13 protein-coding genes and 2 pseudogenes are annotated in these 23,090 nt (G+C 69.5%); 6 read left to right on the top strand and 9 right to left on the bottom strand.

The annotated features are described in order from the left end of the window. Positions 1-266: 266 nt before the first annotated feature. A pseudogene (locus ACFW5B_RS20855) lies at positions 267-568 on the top strand (IS701 family transposase); the annotation flags it as partial. A gap of 49 nt (positions 569-617) precedes the next feature. Here the strand turns inward: ACFW5B_RS20855 and ACFW5B_RS20850 are convergent. From ACFW5B_RS20850 to ACFW5B_RS20840, 3 genes and pseudogenes are all read right to left on the bottom strand, one after another. Further along, on the bottom strand, positions 618-1,208 hold the full coding sequence (locus ACFW5B_RS20850) for a hypothetical protein (RefSeq protein WP_386441404.1): 591 nt from the start codon (positions 1,206-1,208) through the stop codon (positions 618-620). A gap of 497 nt (positions 1,209-1,705) precedes the next feature. After that, complete coding sequence (locus tag ACFW5B_RS20845) at positions 1,706-6,466, bottom strand: RHS repeat-associated core domain-containing protein (protein ID WP_386441401.1); 4,761 nt, start codon at positions 6,464-6,466, stop codon at positions 1,706-1,708. A gap of 113 nt (positions 6,467-6,579) precedes the next feature. Beyond that, positions 6,580-7,000: pseudogene (locus ACFW5B_RS20840) on the bottom strand (IS701 family transposase); the annotation flags it as partial. 330 nt (positions 7,001-7,330) lie between these two features. On the opposite strand from ACFW5B_RS20840, the gene ACFW5B_RS20835 reads away from it, so the two are divergent. The 3 genes from ACFW5B_RS20835 (at position 7,331) to ACFW5B_RS20825 (ending at position 11,987) form a co-directional block, all read left to right on the top strand. Further along, positions 7,331-9,364 (top strand): thioredoxin domain-containing protein, encoded by a 2,034-nt coding sequence (locus ACFW5B_RS20835; protein WP_386441397.1) that lies wholly within the window; start codon positions 7,331-7,333, stop codon positions 9,362-9,364. 149 nt (positions 9,365-9,513) lie between these two features. After that, complete coding sequence (locus ACFW5B_RS20830; RefSeq protein WP_386441394.1) at positions 9,514-10,521, top strand: zinc-binding dehydrogenase; 1,008 nt, start codon at positions 9,514-9,516, stop codon at positions 10,519-10,521. A gap of 95 nt (positions 10,522-10,616) precedes the next feature. Continuing rightward, positions 10,617-11,987 carry an amidase gene (locus ACFW5B_RS20825; protein ID WP_386441391.1) on the top strand — a complete coding sequence of 457 codons (1,371 nt, stop codon included), beginning with the start codon at positions 10,617-10,619 and terminating at the stop codon, positions 11,985-11,987. 75 nt (positions 11,988-12,062) lie between these two features. Here ACFW5B_RS20825 and ACFW5B_RS20820 read toward each other — a convergent pair whose 3' ends face one another. Then, complete coding sequence (locus tag ACFW5B_RS20820) at positions 12,063-12,689, bottom strand: TetR/AcrR family transcriptional regulator (RefSeq protein ID WP_386441388.1); 627 nt, start codon at positions 12,687-12,689, stop codon at positions 12,063-12,065. Positions 12,690-13,059: 370 nt separating this feature from the next. Further along, entirely contained in the window at positions 13,060-13,776 is a 717-nt protein-coding gene (locus tag ACFW5B_RS20815; protein WP_386441385.1) for a hemolysin III family protein, read from the bottom strand. A gap of 239 nt (positions 13,777-14,015) precedes the next feature. Here ACFW5B_RS20815 and ACFW5B_RS20810 point away from each other — a divergent pair, with 239 nt between their 5' ends. After that, entirely contained in the window at positions 14,016-15,851 is a 1,836-nt protein-coding gene (locus ACFW5B_RS20810) for a phosphoenolpyruvate carboxykinase (GTP) (RefSeq protein WP_386441382.1), read from the top strand. Between the two features lie 178 nt (positions 15,852-16,029). Here ACFW5B_RS20810 and ACFW5B_RS20805 read toward each other — a convergent pair whose 3' ends face one another. Continuing rightward, positions 16,030-16,494, bottom strand: a complete 465-nt coding sequence (locus ACFW5B_RS20805; RefSeq protein WP_386441379.1) for a hypothetical protein — start codon at positions 16,492-16,494, stop codon at positions 16,030-16,032. Positions 16,495-16,579: 85 nt separating this feature from the next. Continuing rightward, on the bottom strand, positions 16,580-17,791 hold the full coding sequence (locus ACFW5B_RS20800; protein WP_386441376.1) for a pyridoxal phosphate-dependent aminotransferase: 1,212 nt from the start codon (positions 17,789-17,791) through the stop codon (positions 16,580-16,582). 158 nt (positions 17,792-17,949) lie between these two features. Here ACFW5B_RS20800 and ACFW5B_RS20795 point away from each other — a divergent pair, with 158 nt between their 5' ends. Then, a complete protein-coding gene (locus ACFW5B_RS20795; RefSeq protein WP_386441373.1) occupies positions 17,950-19,827 on the top strand; it encodes a P-loop NTPase fold protein in 1,878 nt (625 codons plus the stop codon). Positions 19,828-19,851: 24 nt separating this feature from the next. On the opposite strand, the gene ACFW5B_RS20790 is transcribed toward ACFW5B_RS20795, so the two are convergent. Further along, positions 19,852-21,486 carry an amidohydrolase family protein gene (locus tag ACFW5B_RS20790; protein WP_386441371.1) on the bottom strand — a complete coding sequence of 545 codons (1,635 nt, stop codon included), beginning with the start codon at positions 21,484-21,486 and terminating at the stop codon, positions 19,852-19,854. A gap of 170 nt (positions 21,487-21,656) precedes the next feature. Continuing rightward, the gene (locus ACFW5B_RS20785) at positions 21,657-22,946 is read right to left on the bottom strand and encodes an amino acid deaminase (RefSeq protein WP_386441367.1); all 1,290 of its coding nucleotides are present in this window, start codon (positions 22,944-22,946) and stop codon (positions 21,657-21,659) included. Between the last annotated feature and the right edge of the window lie 144 nt (positions 22,947-23,090).

Below are 23,090 nucleotides of genomic sequence, written 5' to 3'. Positions count from 1 at the left end.
CGCATCCTCCAAATCACGACGCCCGAGTACGAGGCGAGCATCGTCGGCGGGCTCAGCTGCACGGACCGGCCCCCCGCTCGCCTTCACCGGTCGTCACAGGTGACCGAGTCCAGCCTGACACGCCGGACAGACCCTGGTCGGAGGACAACATAATCAGCGGACACCCACGTGGCAATGATCGTTCCGCTCCTTGGAAACCCGGCGCCACCGAAGGCCGGAGTTGTCCCGGTCCGGCCTCGGCGTGCGACGATGCCGGTATCGGCTAAAAGGGACTGGCCGGACTCGACGAGCACCAGGTCCGCCGCTACCCCTCGTGGGTCCGCTGGGTCACCTTGCGATGTTGGCCCAAGCCTCCTCGCCGTCGTCCCTGCCGACGAACACGCGCACCGACCCACGCCGGACGACCTGATCCCGCTGTCCTGCAATGAGATCTGCCGCCTGTTCATCGCGCTCGTCGTCCGGCCCATCCGTGACACGGCCCACCGGCTTGCCTGGTCCGACTGGCGCCGCCACCAGCACCATCAAACGCACCCGTCACCACCGGCGGCAAGCCCCATCCCCGACATGAAGATCACGATCTACAGCTGGAGTAGTAAGGGCTGTCGGCTAACGGGCCCTCACGGTGTCGCGACTTGCCACCTGAAGACCTCGTCCCCCGTTGCGGTAAGCCAAGTTCCATCGCCAAGCGCGACAGGGTCCGGCGATACGGGAAACGGGTAGGAGATTTCTCCGCGGACGCGCAGTGAGTGGGCGTCGAGAAGGAAGTGCGTGGACCGCTCTGGCGCCCAGTCGTCCTTTTCCGCAGCTGCCGCAATAATCTTGTTGTCGTCGATGTAACCGGGGCGCAGGACGAACTGTTGGCCGGAGATTGGGAGTGCATCCGGCTTGACCTCTGCCACCTCTGTGTAGCTTCCCGTGGGGGTGACATCCCAGCGAGTGAGTGATTCCCCTCCGAGCGACAGCTTGAGCAAGCTTCCGCTGCTGTTTGAACTCCCCGTGAACGGGTCGTCGAAAGTTCCGCAGGGCGTTGCGGTCAGACTCTCGCCGTCGAGGGTGACCAACAGAGAGAGGTAGTCATCCTCCCCTTGCGCTGCGGAAAGCAGAAGCGGCCCGGAAGCGCTCGCGAGCTGTTGAAGCATGTATCCGGCTGATGACGCCGTAAGGATGGTCTGCGCTACGAGTTGACCGGTGGAAGCGTCAAGAGCCACACACGCATCTCCTGCATATTCTCCATCCCTGAGAGGGCCTCGCATGGTGGCGACAACATGTTGACCTGAGGGAGTCAATGCGCACGCGGCTTGAGCCAGATCATCCTGCCAAGCACTGTGCCGATGGGTCCAGAGAACTCTGCCGTCGACACCCAGGGCAGTAAGGCTTTCCGATCCGCAGAAAAGGAGACCGTCTCGTGCAGGCGAAGCGTATCCGCGTACGCCAGGGCAGGGAGAGTTCCATGCTCGCTGTTGGCTGAAAAGGCTATTTCGGCTCGCGTCGATACGTCGCGTCACGATGCGGGTGTCTTCGCGAGATACCAGCCAGTGGGCTCCGTCGCGGACTTGCCAGCCGTCCTCGCAGCCGATCGCTTCCTCGATGCCGCGGCAGGTGGCCTGGGCAGTTAGCTCTGCGGTAATGGTCGTGTGTGCCACGGATTTGCTCGCCTTCCGGGGGTGGCTTCCAGGTGTGTTCGATGCGTCGACGGTGACGGGGCCTACTGTGGGGTGTGACGGCCAGGCCAGTAGAAGTGCCGCTGTTTCGTCGATCTTCCCTGGTGCCCTACGTCTTCCTCATGTACCGGTCCGTGCATGAGTGCTCCGCCCGCACGGACCACTGGATAGCATATGTCCGTACAGACACTTCTGCTGGCTGCTCCGTGGGTGGGGCTCCAGTCGCTGCCCATTCTATTGAGGAAGTGCAGAATATTCTGTTCCGAGTGCCCACCCCTTACCCCCTTGTCTGTGGGTGGGAGGTAGTGCTCATTGGGCAGCGGGAAAGCGCCTAGCTCTTCTGCCAGCTTCCGCTGAGCTGGCGTCAGCTTTGATTTACTTGTGCCTGCCACGACGATCACAGGCCCGTGTGGCGTCTCAACGTGGATAGCGGCAACCGTCTGCGCCTTGCGGGATCTAGGGTTCGTGATCACATTGTTAATCTTTGCCGCCATATCCTCCAGTGATTGCATGCAGGGCGCAAGGCCCATCGGGTCGGAAGAGGTGTGCGGGTTGTTTACGTAAGTGGTGGGGTTGGGTGCCGGGTCGAGACCGAGAGGGTCAGGGCTTGTGTAGCGGGCCGTCTCGGGATCATAGTGGCGAAAATAGTTGTAATGGAATCCTGTTTCGGCATCGAAATACTGGCCGGGGAATCGTAGGGGGGTATAGGCGGTGGCTTCCGCGTTCCAGGTAGTCGATCCCCACAGAGTGGACCGTGTGCGCCATGCGACATCGCCGGAAGGGGCTACCAGTTCCGTGGGCGTGCCGATGAGATCGGTGATGATTGCGTAGAAGCGATGGTCGATTTCTTGCTGCGGTGCATGAGCAAGGGACTTGCGCTCGGTTTGCGCCAGAAGACGAGTGCCTTGGTAGTCCCAGGTGAGTGTCACTGCGTGGGGTTGGACAGACGAAGTGGCTGTCTGCTCGACGAGGGTGTAGCCGTCCCATGTGAAGTCGACTCGCTCGACGTGGCCATTTCCGTCCGGGGCCATCCTCTCCTTGGCTATGCGGCGCCCGAGAGGGTCGTAACGGTAACGCCAGACCGTTCCGTCCGGCGTGGTGACCTGGGTGAGGCGGTCCTCTGCATCCCATTCGTAGTGCCAGGTGTCCGGTTTCCGGGACAGGCGGGTTTTCTGGCGCAGGACAACCCTGCCTTGAGGGTCGTACTCGTAGCGGAAGCGACCGGCGTCGGTAAGGCGTGTGCCCTCGTAACTGCGGGGGCCTTGTGCAGCGGAGCCGGGGTGCCTCGTGGGCCATGTGGCGTGAACCTGGTTGCCGGCAGAGTCATAGGCGTACGACTCCGTCCAGTTGTCCGCACGGACAGAGGTGACGCGGCCGGCGGCATCCACGCTGTACTGTCGTTCGCCGGCCGACTGATCGTGCACGGAGAAGAGATGTCCGTCGGGGTGGTAGTTGTACCGGCGGGAGTGTCTGTGCTGCGGTGTGCTCAACGCTTGCTCTGCCAGGCGTCCGACGCTGTCCCACGCGGTCGACATGCTGACGGATTGGCCCATTCGCCGCTCCGTTTCGCGGCCGGAAGCGTCGTGCTGGAACGTGATGCTGTTGCCGGAAGCTGTGAGGGAGACAGGGGCGCCGGCACTGTTGTAGGTCCAGACACTGACGGCGCCGCTTGGTGTCGTTCGTCTGGTCCGGCGGCCGTTGGCATCGTAGACAGAGGTCAGCTTTCGGCCGTTGACGGATTCGACGGTGACGCGTCCAAGCGCGTCACGTGCGAACTCCAACACCGCATCATCGTTCGATACGGACATCAGGTGACCGACGGCGTTGTATTCGTAGCTGGTGATCTCGTTCCCGACGTGCTTTTCGGCAAGGCGACCGAATGCGTCATGGGTGTAGGTAATCGTTTCGCCCAGCGCTGTGGTGCGGGCGATCAGCTCACCGTCCGGGGCGTAGGCGTAGGTCTGGGTCCGTTGATCGAAGTCCGTCTCGGCTACCAGCCGTCCTGTTGCGTCATATTGGTAGACCCAGGTCAGTCCCTGAGGATTTGTCACTTTTTGCAGACGGAGCTCGGTGTCGTGGGCGAACTCGTAGCGGGCCCCGTCTGCATCGGTCCGTGCCACGAGCTGGTCGAAATGGCTGTATTCGAAGTGAGTTATGTGGCCGGCTGTATCGGTGTGACTGAGGCAGTTTCCTTCACCGTCGTAGGTCCAGGACTCCTCGGTCCCGTCTGGGTGTTCACAGCTGGCGGGCAGGCCTTCCAGCGTCCATGAATACCGTGTCGTTTCTCCCGTGGCTTCGGTCGTCTCCACGACACGGCCGAAGCCGTCATAGCTTCGTAGGGTCGCATTTCCGGCAGCGTCGACGACGGTCAGGGGAAGTCCCGCCGCATTCCAGGAGGCGTGAACGGCACTGCCCGTCGGGTCGGTGATGGAGACAAGGTTGCCGCGGTTGTCGCGGGTGTAGCGGGTGGTGGCTCCGCACCCGTCGGTGAAAGCGAGGCGGTTTCCACGGTCATCGTGTTTCTGACGCCAGGTGGCTCCGGCGGCATCGGTGATCACGCAGGGGAGTCCGAGTTCGTCATACTCCATATACGCGGCAGTGCCGTCCGGCTGTGTGACGGTCAGGAGGTGTCCCTGGTCGTCATATTCGTAGATAGTGGTGCGACCGAGGGGGTCAGTGGTGGACGTGACTCTGTCGAGGGCGTTGTAGGTGGTGCGACGCGTCGCGCCAGCCGGATCGGTCTCAGCTATGACTTGCAGACGCTCGTTGACCAGGTACCGGGTGGTCTGCCCCAATGAATTGGTGGCTTGAGTGGTGCGGTGCCCGGTGTCGGGGTCAGGGGTGCTGTAGCTGTAGCGGTAGCTAAGGTGCCCATCGAGCCCTCCCTGAGCGGTACAGCGACTGTCCTGGTCGTAGGTGTACTCGTACCGGCTGCCGTTTGTGTCCGTCCACGCCGTCATGCGGTGGAAGTCGCCGTACTCGAAGCGCGTAGGAGTGCCGCAGGATCCGGTCACCGACGTGAGGTTGCCGTGCGCGTCATGCTCGTACGCGACGAGCAAGAGGTCCGAGCCGTCCTCGGCAACCCCGGCCAGGTGTACCGCCGACACCTGGCCACGTTCGTTGCTGGACAACCTCAGCTGGTAGCCACAAGAGTGACGAACGCTGAGCGGCGCACCAGTCGTGTCGTCGTAGTCAAAAGTGATGTGGTTGCCGTTGCGGTCCGTGACCTCGTCGAGTAGTGCCAGGCCTGCAGCTTGGGGTGCGTCCGAGAAGTAGCGGGTAAGGCCGGTATCCGGGTCGTGCACCGCCCAGTCTTCGCGCGGAGTACGCGTCAGAGTCCAGCGAGGGCCGTGTTGGGGTAGGGCGTGTTGTCCGGGTTCAGGAATGTCGTAGCTCAGGAGCATGCCGTCGTCGGTGACGAAGACGACGCCCTGGTCATCCAGCTCCAGTCGCTGGTCAAGCGTGGAAGCCCAGGAAGGCCCCAAATGTCGGCCTACTCGGTAGGAAGACTCGAACTTCCGGGTGAGTTCCAGCGGTAGCTTCCCGAAGAGTGTGACGTCACTGCCCCCGAGAAACACTCGGCCAGTAGCGACATCCACGGGATCACCGCAGCCATTGATGGCCTTATCGGTGCGCGTGTTGTTATTGGGGTGGTTCCGGCCCAACTGGTCACGCGAGTTGTTTCTGTCCTTGACACTCGAGTTCAACGATGTGCGGGCGCCGTCGTTGGGTGATTTCGGATCCTTCTTGCCAATCTTGCCGAGTCCGGTGAAATGGTCGGAGAGCGCTCGGTCGTTGTCGTGATGGTTCTTGGCCATCTGCTTGACGCCGCGGGCCATGCCGTCGTCCATGTGCTTGGCGGTCTTCTTGACGGCGTCCTCGATGCCGTCCATGACCTTGTCCAGCATGACGTTCGCCGCATCGGCGATGGCGTCCTTGCCGCGGGTCCGGCCATGATGGCCGCGGGCCCGGCCCAGCTTGCCGCCGGCCTTGTTGCGGAAGGTGCCGCCCGCCCTCTCCAGCCCGGCCACCACGCCATCGTGCTCACCCTGGTCGAAGCGGAATCCGCTCCCCCCGCCTCCGCTGCCGGAGCCGCCACCAGCACTCAGCAGGCCCATCGAGACGCCGTTGGCCGGCTTCGCGGAATCCTTGGCGTTCTGCACACCCTGGGTGAAGCCGTCCTTGCCCGCCTTCGCCGTATGGCCCAGGTCCACCCCGTCCTGAACACCCAGCGCATTGGCGCCCAGCTGGACGACGAGATCCCCGACCATCGCCCCCAGCGCCTCCTCCACCGGGGTCAGCGCAATACTGACGATCTGCTCGGCGACCTGCTGGCACACCTCCTTGAACAGCCGCTTGAGGATCACCCGGGTCGCCTGAGTCGCCCCCATCGCCCCCAGCTCGGACAGCCCCAGCGTGAACGGTGCCGCCGCCTGTGCGGCGATCACCTCCGCCGCCAGAATCCCCAGCTGCACCAGGGCGCCGATCTTCGCACCCTCGATGAGCACTGCCACGCCGTCCATGGCCGTGCCCGCCATCCGGCCGCACTCGGCAAGGCCCTTCAGGTGCTTGCCGTTGATCTTGCCCCAATGGGCGTTCAACGCCTCCACGGCCACCGAACCGCCGGCCGAACCCACCAGGCTCTGGATCGCGGTGTGCGCCTCGTTCGCGCCCTCGTCGATGTCGTCGGCGAACTCCCGCATGGCGTTGGCCATCTCGCGGTAGTCGTCCTCGTCCACATTCGGCCATGAGACGCCGATCAAGTCCAGCAGCTCATCCGCCCAGTCAGGCAGCACCACACCCACGCGAAACACGCCCCCGGTAGTTCGGTGTCAGGTGGTCAGACGCTCTCAACTGGGCGAACAGTTCCTCAAGGCGAAATCTCGTCCGTTTAGTACCCGGCTACAGGTCGCGATCTTCATTTCTGGATCGCGGCTTGCCGCCGGTAATAGCTGGATTGTGGTCGTGCCTGGTGGCGGCGTCGCCAGTCGGACCAGTCGAGCCGGTGGGCTATGTCGTGGCGAGGGCGAGGAACAGGTGCTGGATCTCGTTGCAGGTCAGCGGGACCAGGTCGCCCGGTCCGGCGTGGCGCGTACGTTCGTCGGCGCGGACGACGGCAAGGAAGGTGTGAGCCAGCATGGCGAGGGTGACCCAGCGGCTCCAGGACGGGTAGCGGCGAACCTGGTGTTCATCGAGTCCGGCCAGGCCCTTCTCGGTCTCGAAGGTCTCCTCCCGTGCCACCTGGAGCCGGTCGTCTTGACCAGGGTGTTCAACGGACCCGGCACGGTGAAATGGCAGCGGTAGTAGGCGAGTTCTCCGGTGGTGTGGTTGCGTCGGATCTGATGCGGTACCCCGTGCAAGCAGCTGCTCCCCGGTGTCGCTGCTGGTGGGCGTCAGGGATGGTGGTGTTGCGGGATCAAGAAGCGCTGACCGTGCTCCGCGCCGACGTCTGGCGGGTCGGCGGCCGCCCGGCAGGTGCAAGCGGGCCCCTTCTGCCGGGGGGCTGTGCGGCCGAAGGCTCGCCTCGCAGTTCGACATGGATCTAATCGGATCCGGCTCGTCAGAAGGTGTAGGCAGAGGTTCGTCGGATAGGCGGCATGCGCAACTTCCTGCTCCGTGTGCGGCCCGATTGCTGGGTGGGACGGTCTCGGACGTGCGACGATGCCGTCATGAATCGACTGGCTCACTCGCAGTCGCCCTACCTGCTCCAGCATGCCGGCAACCCCGTCGACTGGTGGCCCTGGTCCGCCGAGGCGTTCGAGGAGGCCCGCCGGCGCGGGGTACCGGTGCTGCTCAGTGTCGGCTACAGCTCGTGCCACTGGTGCCACGTCATGGCGCACGAGAGCTTCGAGGACGCGGACACCGCCGCGGTGCTCAACGAGCACTTCGTGGCCGTCAAGGTCGACCGTGAGGAGCGGCCGGACGTCGACGCCGTTTACATGGAGGCAGTGCAGGCCGCCACCGGTCAGGGCGGCTGGCCCATGACGGTGTTCCTCACGCCGGACGCGGAGCCCTTCTACTTCGGTACGTACTTTCCGCCCGAGCCCCGCCACGGCATGCCGTCCTTCGGACAGATCCTGGAGGGGGTGCGTACCGCCTGGGCCGACCGCCGTGACGAGGTCGGTGAGGTGGCCGGCCGGATCGTCGCCGACCTCGCCGGGCGCTCGCTGACCGCGTCGCTGCCCGCGGACCGGCGGCCGCCGCGCCCGGAGGAGCTGCACGGTGCGCTGATGGGCCTGACCCGGGAATTCGACGCGGTGCACGGCGGATTCGGCGGCGCCCCGAAGTTCCCGCCGCCCATGGTGCTGGAATTCCTGCTCCGCCACCACGCGCGCACCGGCGCCACCGCGGCCCTGGAAATGGTGCAGGCGACCTGCGCGGCGATGGCCCGCGGCGGCATCTACGACCAGCTCGGCGGCGGTTTTTCGCGCTACGCGGTGGACACCACCTGGACCGTGCCGCACTTCGAGAAGATGCTGTACGACAACGCGCTGCTGTGCCGGACCTACGCCCATCTGTGGCGGGCCACCGGCGCGGAGCAGGCCCGCCGGATCGCCCTGGAGACCGCCGACTTCATGGTCCGCGAACTCCGAACCGACCAGGGCGGCTTCGCCTCCGCACTGGACGCGGACAGCGACGACGGCACCGGTAAGCACGTCGAGGGCGCCCACTACGTGTGGACGCCGGAACAGCTGCGCGCCGTACTGGGCGACGAGGACGCGGAGTTCGCCGCCGGCTGCTTCGGCGTCACCGAGGAGGGCACGTTCGAGGAGGGCGCCTCGGTCCTCCAACTCCCGGACGGCGACGAGCTGGTGGACGCCGAACGGGTGGCCTCCGTCAAGCGGCGGCTGCTCGCGGCGCGGGACGAGCGGCCGCGCCCCGGCCGCGACGACAAGGTCGTTGCCTCCTGGAACGGCCTTGCCATCGCCGCGCTCGCCGAGACCGGTGCCTACTTCGACCGGCCGGACCTGGTCCAGGCCGCCATCGACGCCGCCGACCTGCTGGTCCGTGTCCACATGGACGGGCGGGCCCGGCTGCACCGCACCTCCCGTGACGGCACCCCCGGCGCCAACACCGGTGTCCTGGAGGACTACGCGGATGTCGCGGAGGGCTTCCTCGCCCTGGCCTCGGTCACCGGGGAGGGCGTCTGGGTGGAGTTCGCGGGCTTCTTCCTGGACACCGTGCTGCTCCAGTTCACCACCGAGGACGGCGCGCTCTACGACACCGCCGCCGACGCCGAGGCGCTGATCCGCCGCCCCCAGGACCCGACCGACAATGCGACGCCCTCCGGGTGGACCGCGGCGGCCGGTGCCCTGCTCTCGTATGCGGCGGTCACCGGCAGCGGCCTCCACCGGGACGCCGCGGAGCGGGCGCTGGGCATCGTCACCGCTCTGGCCGGCCGGGCCCCACGCTTCATCGGGTGGGGCCTGGCCGTCGCCGAGGCCGCGCTGGACGGTCCGCGCGAGGTCGCGGTCGTCGGGCCGCAGGGCGATCCGGCCACCGCGGCGCTGCACCGTGCCGCGCTGCTCGGCACCGCCCCCGGGGCGGTCGTCGCGCTGGGCGCCCCCGGGGCCGACGAGGTACCGCTCCTCCAGGACCGCCCCCTGGTCGACGGCCGGCCGGCCGCCTACGTCTGCCGCCACTTCACCTGCGAGCGGCCGACGACCGAGCCGGAGGAGCTGACGGAGCGGCTCGGGGGATGAACCCACCGGCCCCTGGGACGCCCGGTGTGACGGCCGTCCCAGGGGCACCGGGCACCGGGCATGCATCGGCTCCCGTAGCCGTAGCCCGGTCCCGGGGCCCGGCATACGTGCTTGCCCTTGAGGTGCGCGTCAAGTTCTAGCCTCGGTGCATGACACACCGCACACACCGCGAAGTCCGCCTGGCCGCCCGCCCTCAGGGGCCGGTCACCGATGATCTCTTCGAGATCGTGGCGGCGCCGGTCCCGGAACCCGGCCCCGGCCAGGTGCTGGTACGCAACACCGTGATGGCCGTCGCCGCCGTGATGCGCACGCTGATGGACGAGACCAGCGCCGTGCCGATGCCCTCCTTCGGGCTCGGCGAGCCGCTGAGCGGTCCCGTACTCGGCGAGGTGGTCGCCGCCCCGGGGACCGGCTTCACCCCCGGCGACCTGGTGGAGCACCATCTCGGCTGGCGCGAATACGCCCTGCTGGACGCCGACGGGGTCCACCGGCGCGACCCCGCCCTGATGCCCGACCCGGCCGCCTACCTCTCCCAGGGGCCCACCGCCTGGATGGGCGTGGTGCACGGCGCCGAAGTGCGCCCCGGGGACACGGTCTTCGTCACCGGGGCGGCGGGCGGCGTGGGCTCCCTGGCCGGCCAGATCGCCCGGTTGCACGGCGCCGCCCGGGTCATCGGCAGCACGGGATCGCGGGAGAAGGCGGACCGGCTGGTCAGGGAGCTCGGTTATGACGCGGTGGTGATCCGCGGCGGCGGCCCCGTCGAGGAGCAGTTGCGGGCGGTGGCCCCGGAGGGCATCGACGCGCTCTTCGACAACGTGGGCGGCGAACAGCTGCGGGCCGCCATCGCCGTCGCCAACCGGGGCGCCCGGCTCGCCCTCGTGGGAGCGCTGTCCAGCCAGCTGGCCAAAGACGGCACGGCCCCCACGGTCGAGATCGACACCCTCGCGCTGCTCGCCCGCAGCATCACCCTGCGCGGTGTCGCCCTGTACGACCACCTGGACGTGATCCCGGAGTGGAACCGGCGGTTCGGCGAGGGGCTGCGCAACGGCACCCTCACCTTTCCGCACACCCGGCTGCACGGCATCGAACAGGCGCCGCGGGCACTGCGCGAGCTGACCGAGGGCCGCCATCTGGGCGCCGTACTCGTGGAGTTGTGAGACCGGGGGAGCCGGGCGCGGGAGCCGGGGGCCGGTGCGTCGCGCCGGACGCGCGCCAACATCCCCCTGTCGGAGGCCGGTTGTAGCCTCACGGAGTGACGACCTTGCTGGGGAAGCGATCCCTCGTTCAGGAAGCCGCGGCGCTGCGGGACGGCACGGACGACCCCGTCGACGCGGTCACCCGCACGTGCGACCGGATCGATGCCGTCGATCCGGAAGTGCGCGCCTTCGTTCCGGAGGAGGGGCGGCGGGCGCGGCTCCTGGAGGCGGCCCGGCGGGCGGCCGCCTCCGCCCGGGATGCCGTCGGCCGGCCCGCGCTCCATGGCGTCCCCGTGGGCATCAAGGACATCGTGCGGGTCGACGGGCTGCCCACCCGCGCGGGCTCGGCGCTGCCGCCCGAGGTGCTCGGCGGCCGGCAGGCCACCGTCGTCGACCGGCTGTGCGCCGCCGGTGCGCTGATCGCGGGCAAGACCGTGACCGCGGAGTTCGCGGTCACGGCGCCTGGCCCGACCCGTAATCCGCACAACCCCGCGCATACGCCCGGCGGTTCGAGCAGTGGTTCGGCGGCCGCCGTCGCCGCCGGGATGGTGCCGCTGGCCATCGGGACGCAGACCGTGGGCTCGATGATCCGGCCCGCCGCGTACTGCGGAGTGGTCGGTTTCAAGCCCAGCTACGGACGGATTCCGGTCGCCGGCGTGATCCCCAACGCCGCGAGTTTCGACACCCTCGGCTGCTACGCCACGGATGTGGCGGGTGTCGCCCTGGCGGCGTCGGTGGTGGCCGACGGGTGGCAAGGGGTGCACCCCCGGGACGAATCCGCTCGGAACGCGCCGGGAGGGGCCCTGCCGGGGCGCGGGTCGCTCCCGGTGCTCGGCGTCCCGGTCGGCCCCTACCTGGAGCGCGCCGACGACGCCGCGCTGCGCGCCTTCGAGGAGCAGCGGGGACGGCTGCGGGGCGCCGGGTATGCCGTCCACGAGGTGCCGGTGATGGCCGACTTCGAGGAGATCGTGGCGCAGCTGTTCACGATGAACCGCTACGAAGTGGCCCGAGCGCACCGGCACTGGTTCGACCGCTTCGGCGACCGCTACCGCCAGGAGACCACGGCCGCCGTCCTGGAGGGCCGGCCGATCGGGGACGGCGCCTACGAGGCGGCCCGCATACGGCGCAACGCCTTCCGCGAACGGCTCGCGGCCGACCGCGCCGCGGCCGGAATCGACCTGTGGATCGCCCCGTCGGCCACCGGCCCCGCGCCCGCCGGTCTCACCACCACCGGCAGTTCGGTCATGTGCCTGCCGTGGAGCAACGCCGGGCTGCCGTCCGTCAGCCTGCCCGCGGGCCACGACACCAACGGACTGCCGCTCGGACTCCAGCTCATCGGCGGCTTCGGCGCGGACGAAGCCCTGCTCCAAGGGGCGGCCGGAATCGAGCAGATACTCAACGGGGCCGGGCGGAGCGAGGACCGCTGAGGGGGGAGTGCGGTCGGCCGCCGGGCGGGCGGGAGTCACCGGTCCGAGTCATCCCGGCCCCGGACACTCCCGTCCTCAGAGCGTGAGCCCCCGCGCCAGCACATCCATCGTCTGGTCGATCAGCGTCTCCAGCTCGGCGCTCTGGCCCCCCTCGACCCAGCTCAGCATCGCCTCCTGGAGGGCGGCCAGAATCGCGGCGCTGATCACCCGCAGCTCCAGATCCCCGGCCGGACGGCCGGTGCGCTCCGCCAGCACCGCGCTGATCAGCGCCGTGTCCCGGGCGATGTTCTCCGCCGTACGGCCCCGGATGGCGGGTACTTCACGGACCAGCCGGATGCGCTGGACGAGTTCCCCGCGGTCCGCGGCGGTGATCTCGCGCAGCGCCTCGACCGTGACCCGCCGCATCGACTCGACCATCGGCTCATCCGTGGGACGGGCCCGCAGCCCGGTCGCCAGCACGGTGTCGTACTCGTCCGTGAGCACGATGTCTTCCTTGGTCGGGAAGTAGCGGAAGACCGTGCTCGGCGAGACATCGGCCGCCTCGGCGATCTGGTCGATGGGGGTCGCGTCGTACCCCTGCGCTTCGAAGAGCCGGTAGGCGGCCCGGCGGATCGCCTGCCGGGTCTGGATCTTCTTCCGCTCCCGCAGCCCGAGCTTCGGCGTCCCGGGCGGCGTGCTGGCAGAGGTACGTGCGGAGACCATGCGCAGCATTGTCAGCCATCGGACGCCCCGGAGGCCACGGCCGGGCTCGCTGCGCGCCCGGCGCCCGTACGGGGGTTGGCGGAAAGCGCGACGGTCAGCGGCGCTGCCCGGCGAGGCAGGGGCGAGGCAGGTGCCCGGCCGGGCCGGGCACCGGAACCCCCGAAAGAAGTGGGGGGTCACCCTCCGATCATTTCGCCCCGCCACCCACGTGTATCACTCTGAGTCACGGGCATCGTTACGTTAAGTGACGCACAGGGGTTGGGGGAATCCGCGATGAAGGTCCGAAAACCGCAAACGGCCGCGGCCGGAGGGGCCGCGGCCAGGGGGCGCGGGGGAGGTCAGGGCGTGGCCGCTCGGGCCGGGGCGGGGCTCAGGCGTGGGTGTAGGCCACCAGGGAGATGCCGACGTAGTGGACGACGAAGGCGGCCAGGGTGAAGGAGTGGAAGACCTCGTGGAAGCCGAACCAGCGGGGTGAGGGGTTGGGGCGCTTGAGGCCGTAGATGACGCCGCCGGCACTGTAGAGCAGGCCGCCGACGATGACCAGGACGAGGACGGCGACGCCGCCGGTGCGCAGGAAGTCGGGCAGGAAGAAGACGGCGGCCCAGCCCATGGCGATGTAGCAGGGGGTGTAGAGCCAGCGGGGGGCGCCGACCCAGAAGACCCGGAAGAGGATGCCGGCCAGTGCGGCCGCCCAGACCGCCCAGAGCAGGGCCTCACCGCGGGAGCCGGGCACCAGCAGCATCGTCAGCGGCGTATAGGTGCCGGCGATGATCAGAAAGATATTGGCGTGATCCAGCCGGCGCAGGACGCCGTCGGTCCGCGGGCCCCAATTGCCGCGGTGGTAAAGCGCGCTGACGCCGAAGAGCAGGCAGGCGGTCAGGGTGTAGATGGCGCAGGCCAGGCGGCCGCGGGGGCTGTCGGCGAGCGCGGTGAGCAGGACGCCGGAGAGGAGGGCGGCGGGGAACATCCCGGCGTGCAGCCAGCCGCGGAGTCTGGGCTTCAGGGGGGCGGCCACGGCGGCGACGGCCGCGATCGCGGGCGGCGCGGAGGGGTGCTGGCTCTCGGCGGCGTCGGGCGCGGAAGTCATGGCGCAATGCTACCTACGCGACCGTAAGTTACAGATCGGTGGCGGAGTGGTGACGGTCACGAAGTCGCCCTCTGGACAGAACACCACATCGGTCGGATGATCAAATGAGTGCGGTCGGCACCGGATGAGCGGTCACGAAGCATCCGGGTCGCGGCCCCCAAGGGGCAGACATCTAAAGAAGCGGATTTTCCCGGCAAAACCGGGCATAAATCTGTCCATACCCTCATCTAGGAGCGATCGTGGCGCGCGACAACGCGGCTCCCTCTGCCCATCCGACCCGTCACCAGGAGCTCATCTCCTGGGTCGACGAGATCGCGGCGCTCACCCAGCCCGACCGGGTCGTCTGGTGTGACGGCTCGGAGGCGGAGTACGAGCGTCTGTGTGAGGAGCTCGTCGACAAGGGCACGTTCAAGAAGCTCGACCCGATCAAGCGACCCAACTCGTACTACGCGGCCTCCGACCCCTCGGACGTCGCGCGGGTCGAGGACCGCACCTTCATCTGCTCCCAGAAGGAGGAGGACGCCGGCCCGACGAACCACTGGAAGGACCCCGCCGAAATGCGGGAGATCTTCGCCGGCGAACAGGGCATCTTCCGCGGTTCGATGCGCGGCAGGACGATGTACGTGGTCCCGTTCTGCATGGGTCCGCTCGGCTCCCCGCTCTCCGCGATCGGCGTGGAGATCACCGACTCCGCCTACGTCGCCGTCTCGATGCGCACGATGACGCGCATGGGGCAGGCGGTCCTGGACGAGCTCGGTGAGGACGGCTTCTTCGTCAAGGCGGTGCACACCCTCGGTGCGCCCCTGGCCGAGGGTGAGGCCGATGTGCCGTGGCCGTGCAACACCACCAAGTACATCTCGCACTTCCCCGAGGACCGGGAGATCTGGTCCTACGGCTCCGGCTACGGCGGCAACGCCCTGCTCGGCAAGAAGTGCTACGCGCTGCGGATCGCCTCCGTCATGGCGCGCGACGAGGGCTGGCTCGCCGAGCACATGCTGATCCTCAAACTCACCCCGCCGCAGGGCGAGTCCAAGTACGTCGCCGCGGCCTTCCCGAGCGCCTGCGGCAAGACCAACCTCGCGATGCTGGAGCCGACGATCTCCGGCTGGACCGTCGAGACCATCGGCGACGACATCGCCTGGATGCGCTTCGGTGAGGACGGCCGCCTCTACGCGATCAACCCCGAGGCCGGCTTCTTCGGAGTGGCGCCCGGCACCGGCGAGCACACCAACGCCAACGCCATGAAGACGATGTGGGGCAACTCCGTCTTCACCAACGTCGCGCTCACCGACGACGGCGATGTCTGGTGGGAGGGCATGACCGAGGAGAAGCCCGCCCATCTGACCGACTGGAAGGGCAACGACTGGACCCCGGAGTCCGAGACGCCGGCCGCCCACCCCAACGCCCGCTTCACCGTCCCGGCCGGCCAGTGCCCGATCATCGCGCCGGAGTGGGAGGACCCCAAGGGCGTGCCGATCTCGGCGATCCTCTTCGGTGGCCGCCGCGCCAGCGCCGTGCCGCTGGTGACCGAGTCGCTGACCTGGCAGCACGGCGTCTTCCTCGGCGCCAACGTCGCCAGCGAGAAGACCGCCGCGGCCGAGGGCAAGGTCGGCGAGCTGCGCCGGGACCCGTTCGCCATGCTGCCGTTCTGTGGTTACAACATGGGCGACTACATGGGGCATTGGGTCAAGGTGGGCAGCGACGCCGCGCGGGAAGGACGCCAGTCCAAGCTGCCGAAGATCTACTACGTCAACTGGTTCCGCAAGGACGACAAGGGCCGCTTCGTGTGGCCGGGCTTCGGCGAGAACGGCCGGGTGCTCAAGTGGATCGTCGAGCGGCTGGACGGCAAGGCCGAGGGCGTCGAGACCCCCATCGGCGTGCTGCCCACGAAGGAGTCGCTGGACACCACGGGCCTCGGCCTCGACGACGCCGACCTCGACTTCCTGCTCACCGTCGACAAGGACGTGTGGCGCGAGGAGGCGGCGCTGATCCCCGAGCACCTCAACACCTTCGGTGACCACACGCCGAAGGAGCTGTGGGACGAGTACCGCGCACTGGTCCAGCGGCTCGGCTGAGCACCCGCATCGGACACGGGCCGGGGCCCCGCACTTGACGTGCGGGGCCCCGGCCCGTCGCTGTCCGCGACGGCGGGCGCTCCGAAGTGCCGGGCGGCCGGCTGGGCCGGTGGAGTGAGGCGCTCGCCCCGGTGGCCCGCCCCGGTGGCCCGAGGCCGGGCCCCGCCCGGCCCAGGGCTCACGCCGTGGCGAGGTCCCGGAGCGGTGCGGCATGTGCCGCCATCCGCTCCCCGGCCAGCTCCATCACCGCGGTGTCGGCGCGGGTGGTGGCGACCGCCAGGGCGTTCCCGGCGAGGGTGTGGGCGCGCTGCTGGAGCGCGTCTGTGCGGGCCGGGGTGCCACCCTCGGTGGGCTCGGCGCGCAGCGGATAGTGGCCGCCGCTCAGCCGCGCCACCTGCTCGGCGATGCGCTCGGCAGCGGCGGCCAGGGCGGCACCGTCCAGCGCGGCACCGTCCGGCCCGGTGTCCTGGTCCGCAGCGCCGTCCGCCCGGGTCGCCAGCGCATGCAGCTCATCGGTGACGGTGAGCAGCGCGGTGAGCTGTCCGGCGAGCCGGATGTCCAGCTCCTGCTCGCGCGAGCGGTGCGGAATTTCCGGGGCGGCGGCCATGGTGTGGACCGACTTGGTGCGGATCGGTTCGTACATGGGACGGCCTCCTGACCACGTTCAGGAGACCAGCCTAGCTTAGACGCTGTCTAAAGTTGTGGCTTGTACAGAAAATTGCTCCGGGTCAGTACTGTCCGTAGCCGTCGAGGAAGGAGCCGATCCGGGTGACCGCATCCGCCAGATCGTCCTTGCTGGGCAGCGTGACCAGGCGGAAGTGATCGGGCTCCGGCCAGTTGAAGCCGGTGCCGTGCACGATCATGATCTTCTCGGCGCGCAGCAGGTCCAGCACCATCTGCCGGTCGTCCTTGACCTTGTAGACCGTGGGGTCCAGCCGCGGGAAGGCGTACAGCGCGCCCTTCGGCTTGACGCAGCTGACGCCCGGGATCTGCGTCAGCAGCTCGTACGCCGTGTCGCGCTGCTCCAGCAGCCGGCCGCCGGGCAGCACCAGCTCGTTGATCGACTGCCGCCCGCCGAGGGCGGTGGCGACCGCGTGCTGCGCCGGCATGTTGGCGCACAGCCGCATGTTGGCGAGGATCGTCAGCCCCTCGATGTACGAGGCGGCGTGCGCCTTCGGGCCGCAGACCGCCATCCAGCCGCTGCGGTAGCCCGCCACCCGGTACGACTTCGACAGCCCGTTGAACGTCAAAGTCAGCAGGTCGGGGGCGAGCGAGGCGAACGGGGTGTGGGTGACGCCGTCGTAGAGGATCTTGTCGTAGATCTCGTCGGCGCAGACGATCAGGTTGTGCCGGCGGGCGATCTCCGCGATACCGCGCAGCAGCTCGTCGTCGTAGACCGCACCCGTGGGGTTGTTGGGGTTGATGACGACGATGGCCTTGGTGCGGTCGGTGACCTTGCGCTCGATGTCGGCGAGGTCCGGCATCCAGTCGGCCTGCTCGTCGCAGCGGTAGTGCACGGCGGTGCCGCCGGACAGCGAGACGGAGGCCGTCCACAGCGGGTAGTCCGGGGCCGGGACCAGCACCTCGTCGCCGTCGTCCAGCAGCGCCTGCATCGACATCTGGATCAGCTCGGAGACGCCGTTGCCCAGGTAGATGTCGTCGACGGAGAGGTCGATGCCCTGCGTCTGGTAGTGCTGCATCACCGCGCGGCGGGCGGAGAGCAGGCCCTTGGCGTCCCCGTAGCCGTGTGCCGTCCCGACCGTGCGGAGGATGTCCTCCAGGATCTCGGGCGGGCACTCGAAGCCGAACGCCGCCGGGTTGCCGGTGTTGAGCTTGAGAATGCGGTGACCGGCAGCCTCCAGCCGCATCGCCTCCTCAAGAACCGGGCCACGGATCTCGTAGCAGACGTTGGCGAGCTTCGTTGACTGGATCACCTGCATGTCGCCACCTTACGGGCGTGTTTCGGCGGCCGCCCGGTGTTTTTCCCCACGTTCGTCGGCGGACGGTGTGGACTTCCTCACGCCTGGTGACGGAGGCGGTGATGCCGATTCCGCGGAGCCCCCCTCGGACCGGTGCCCGCGCCGCTACGCTCCGGCACATGTCCCCCTCGGCACCGTTACCCCCGGCCGTACCGTCGCAGGCCGTGCCCCCGCCGGACGCACCCCCGTCGCACCGCCCCTTCGCGCTGCTCAACGACGAACCGGTGCACGAGCCCGGCGCGGATCTGCTCGGCGCCGGCCGGGCCGCCCGCCGGCTCGCCGGGCTCCTGGTCGCCTCCCGGAATGCCACCCCTTTCACGCTCGCCGTCGACGCCGGGTGGGGCATGGGCAAGAGCAGCCTGATGCGGCTGGTCGACGCGGAGCTGGCGGCCGCCCCCGAGGTGCACACCGTCTGGTACAACGCCTGGACCTCGACCGGCGCCGACGCGCTGGAGGGGCTGATCAAATCCGTACTGATGCGGTTCGACCGGCGGGTGCTGCGGCGCGGACTCCAGCGGGTCTCCGAGCGGCGGGCGCTGCTGCGGGCCGTCCGGGCCGTGACGACGGTTGCCGCCGGGCCGCTCGGGGTGGCCGGACTGGTCGACGAGCTGTGGCGCACGCTGTCCGTCAACTCCCAGGCCCGCAACGAGATGCGCGAGGCCATCGGCGCGCTGGTGCAGGAGTGGTCGGAGACCGCTGCATTCCGGCCGCGCCGCCTGCTGGTCGTCTTCATCGACGACCTCGACCGCTGCTCCGAGGAGACGGTGCTCGCCGTCTGCGAAGCGGTGAAGGTCTATCTGGACGTACCGGGGCTGGCGTTCGTCATCGGCTGCGACCGGTCGGCGCTGGCGCCCAACGGGCTGTTGCGCGATCTGTCGCCCGCCGCCTCGGCGTTCATGGAAAAGATCTTCCAGACCAGCTACCGCATCCCGGTCGCGGACCAGCAGGGTGTCCGGGAGTACATCGACCGGTGCGCCCGCGCCGTCGGGATCGACCAGCTCCTCGACGAGCGGCTGACCACCCTGCTCGCGGAGCGCTCGGCCCGTAATCCGCGCCGCATCAAGCGGCTGGTGAACGGCTTCGTGCTGGAGGCGACGCTCAATCCGATGTGGGAGGACTTCCCGCCCGAGGCGGTCGTCCGGACCTTGCTGCTGCAGTACTTCTACCCCGACTTCTACCGGATGGTGGCCGGTGCGCAGGGGCCCGCCGCGGGCGATGTGATCGCCGAGTTCCGCGGCTACCAGCAGGTGCGCCGGCTGCTGCGGTCACCGGAAGCGGTCCCCCCGGCCGAGCTGCCCCGCGTCAACCGCTTTCTCCGCGAACACGACCTGCCGGAACAGACCGGGGCCGCCGGCACCGAGACGCTCAGCCGGCTGGAGCGCCATCTCCCCAGCGGCTTCCCGGAGATGGTGACCGACCAGGAGTTCACCTCGCTGATCGACGGTCTGGTGGCGCTGCCCCGCTCCGAGGAGCTGCTGCGCCGGCTGCGCGAGGGAGCCGCGCTCCCGGCCCCGGTGGAGCCGGAGCCCGCGCCGTACCTCCAGGCGTGCCCACCGCGCCCGTACGCCACGGAGTCACCGCCCGGGACCGCGGTGCAACGGGAGCCGGACGCGGTGCTGCGCGGGGTGCACATCCTGTGGGTGGACGACCATCCACGGAACAACGAGACGCTGGTCAACGCCTTCCGGGCGGCGGGCGCCGTGGTGCGGATCGCCGAGGACTCGGCGGCCGCGGACGCCGCCCTCGCCGTCGAGCGGCCGACCTTGATCGTCTCCGATATCGCCCGGGGAACCAATCCGCGGGAGGGCCTGGAGCACATCGGACGGCTGCGGAGCGAGGGCCGCTTCACCGGCCCGGTCGCCTTCTACGCGGGCCGGGTCACCCCGGAACGGGTCACCCTGACCCAGCAGTTGGGGGCCCACCTGACGAGCAGCGGTGCCGAGATCGAGCGGCTGGTCCTGCGCGTGGCCGAAGGGGACCTGCCCTCGCCCGGCTGACCTCGACCCCTGGCCCGGCTGACCTCAACCCCGACCCGAGCCCGCCCGCCGTACCGCCCGCCCCGCCAGGACGTCCGTCCGCCGCCCGTCCTCCATCACGAACCGGCCGTCGATCAGGACGTGCGGGATGCCGGTGGGCAGAGTGCGCGGGGACTCGAAGGTGGAGCCCGCGGCGACCGTGTCCGGGTCGAAGAGGACCAGGTCGGCACGGTGGCCCTCGCGCACCAGACCGCGGTCGGGGAGCCGCAGCCGGGCGGCCGGGCGGCCCGTCAGGTGTGCCACGCACTCCTCCAGCGACAGCACCCCCAGCTCGCGGACGTACCTGCCGAGGTACTGGGGGAAGGTGCCGTACGCGCGCGGATGCGGCTTGTCGCCCTGGAGGATGCCGTCGCTGCCGCCGGTGTGCACCCGGTGGCGCATGATCCGGCGGACGTTGTCCTCGTGGCCGACGTGCTGGAGGATCGTCGAGCCCAGCCGGTCCTCGACCAGCAGCCGGCGGGCGGTCTGCCAGGGCTCCTCACCGCGCTCGGCGGCAGTGCGGGCGACGGTCTTGCCGACGTGGTCCGCAAGTTCGGGGTGCGAGACCCCGGAGATCTCGATGGTGTCCCAGTCGATGGGCACCCCATGACAGCCGTCGGCCCCCTCCACCTCCATGACGTGCCGGATACGGGCGGCCTCGGCGTCGTCCCGGAGGCGGGCCAGAATCACCCCGGGTCCGCCCTCGCTCGCCCAGCTCGGCAGCATGGCGACCAGGGTCGTACAGCCGGGGGTGTACGGATAGGTGTCCAGGGTGAGGTCAGCGCCGGCGTCCAGCGCGTCGTCCAGGAGGGCGAGCAGCTCGGGCGCGCGGCCCTCGTTGACGCCGAAGTTCATGGTGGCGTGCGCCAGATGGAGCGCACAGCCGGCCTCGCGGGTGAGGGCCAGCATCTCCTCGTAGGCCTGGAGGGCGCCGGCGCCGTAGGAGCGGTGGTGCGGGCAGTAGTAGCCGCCGTAGCGGGCCACCACCCGGCAGAGTGCGGTCAGTTCGGCGTCGGAGGCGTACATGCCGGGGGTGTAGGTCAGCCCGGACGACATCCCGACCGCGCCCTCCTCCATGCCCTCGGCGACCAGCTGCTGCATCCGGGCCAGTTCTTCGGGGGTGGCCGCGCGGTCCTCCCAGCCGAGGGTGAGCATCCGTACGGTGCCCTGCGGGACGAGGTAGGCGGCGTTGACGGCGATGCCACGGCCGTCGAAGCCGTGGTCGAGGCGGTCGAGGTAGCCGCCGACGGTGCGCCAGCTGAAGTCGACGGAGGTGTCGCCGGGCGCGCCGCCGTTCCAGCCGGTGATCTGGGCGCGGACCTCGGCGAGGGTGCGGTCGTCGACCGGTGCGTACGACAGGCCGTCCTGGCCGAGGACTTCGAGGGTGACGCCCTGGGCGGCCTTCGCCTCGTGCCCGGGGTCCCGCAGCAGCGCCAGGTCGCTGTGCGCGTGCATATCGATGAAGCCGGGGCAGAGGACGAGGCCGTGGCCCTCCACCACGCGGGCGGCGCCCGGCCGTCGCCCGCCGTCCGACGCGCGGTGGATCTCGGCGATCCGGCCGCCGGCCAGGGCGACATCGGCAGGGAAGGACGGGCCGCCGGACCCGTCGATGACGCGTACGTCGCGGAACACGGTGTCCATGACGGGTCTGCCTCTCTCGGTGCCGTGGAGCCTCGGTCCTCGGTCCTCGGGGACATGGGGCCGGCGGCGCGCGCCGCGGGGGATCGGCGCGCACCGCCGGCGTCCGGGGGCGGAGCGGAACTCCGGCCCGGGGAGCCGGCGGGGCCGGGGGCGGCCCCGCCGGGCAGGTCCTAGAAGAAGGTCCGGATGAAGTCCGTGACCGTGCCGTCCTGTTCGACGAGCGGGATCAGCTGCCACTTGTCGAAGATGGTGCAGGGGTGCGACAGCCCGAGGCCGACCCAGTCGCCGACCTCCAGGTCGCCGGCCCGCTCGGTGGCGATCCAGGCGTGCTGGTCGGACAGCTTGGTGACGGTCAGGCCGTCCGCCGGCCGCTCGCTGCCGTCCCGGCCGGACCGTACGACCTGGGCCTGCGGCAGATCCAGGTCGTGCGCCGCGTCGCGCTTGCCCGCGTTGAGGAACGCCTGCTCGGGCGTGGGGCGGGAGACGACCTGTGCCCAGAGGCGGAAGGCCGGGTGCAGCGCGCCCTCCTCCGGGATGCGGTTGAACGGGGTGAGCCGGCGGTAGTGGGCGTCGTCGTGCGAGACATACGCGCCCGAGCGCAGCAGCTTGAGCACGGGGGCCGACAGCCCGGGGAGGTCCGCGAAGACCTCGGCGACCGAGTCGAACCAGGCGCTGCCGCCGGCGCTGACCACGATCTGGTCGAGGTCGGCGAACCGGCCCGCCTTGTCGAACTCCACAGCCAGCGCGACCAGTCGGCGCAGATAGGCGGTCACCCGCTCCGGGGTCGCCTCGGGCACCTCGCCCTCGTAGCCCGCGACGCCCACCAGGCGCAGGGTGTCCACCCCCGCGATGGCGTCGGCGAGTTCCAGGCACTCGGTCTCGGTGCGGACGCCGGTACGGGCGCCCTCCCCGGCGCACAGCTCGATGACCACGTCCACCGGGCGGGTGGCGCCGGCCTCCCGCAGGGTGCGGTCCATCAGCTCGATGCCGCGCAGCGAGTCGACGTAACAGATGAGGTGGAAGTCCGGGTCGCCGGCCAGCTCGGCGGCGAGCCAGCGCAGCGCGGACGGGTCCACGACCTGGTTGGCGAGGAAGATCTTCTGGATGCCGTACGCGCGGTAGACGCGGACCTGGTGGGGGACGGCGGCGGTGATGCCCCAGGCGCCGTGCTCCAGTTGGCGGGCGAAGAGCTGCGGGGCCATACAGGTCTTGCCGTGCGGGGCGAAGGCGAGGCCGTGCCGGTCGGCGTAGGTCTCCATCAGGGCGAGGTTGTGCTCGACCGATTCGGCGGAGAGGGCGAGGACCGGGGTGGTGAAGCCACCGTCGAAGAGGTTGCGGCGCTCGGCGGCGAGCTCGCCGACGGTCCGTCCCTCGGCGTCCGGGGGGAGGCCCTTGAAGCGGTGGTCGACCCGTTCGTCCGCGAGTCCCTTGAGTCCCTGCGCGAGCCGCTCGCCGGCCATGGGGCCTCCTCAGAAGATCGTGTTGCGCTATCTGCAACGCTCATTGCGCGTATCGCTAACCGCTGTCTAACATCCGCTGCATTGCCCGGTCAATGGTGGGATACGCGGCGGGAAACGGCCGGATCACCACGCGGTTCCCGGCCC

This window comes from Streptomyces sp. NPDC058773 (assembly GCF_042746015.1).
Lineage (GTDB): Bacteria > Actinomycetota > Actinomycetes > Streptomycetales > Streptomycetaceae > Streptomyces.
The sequence above is the reverse complement of the archived record's forward strand: the minus strand, read 5'-3'. Positions and strand labels throughout refer to the sequence as shown.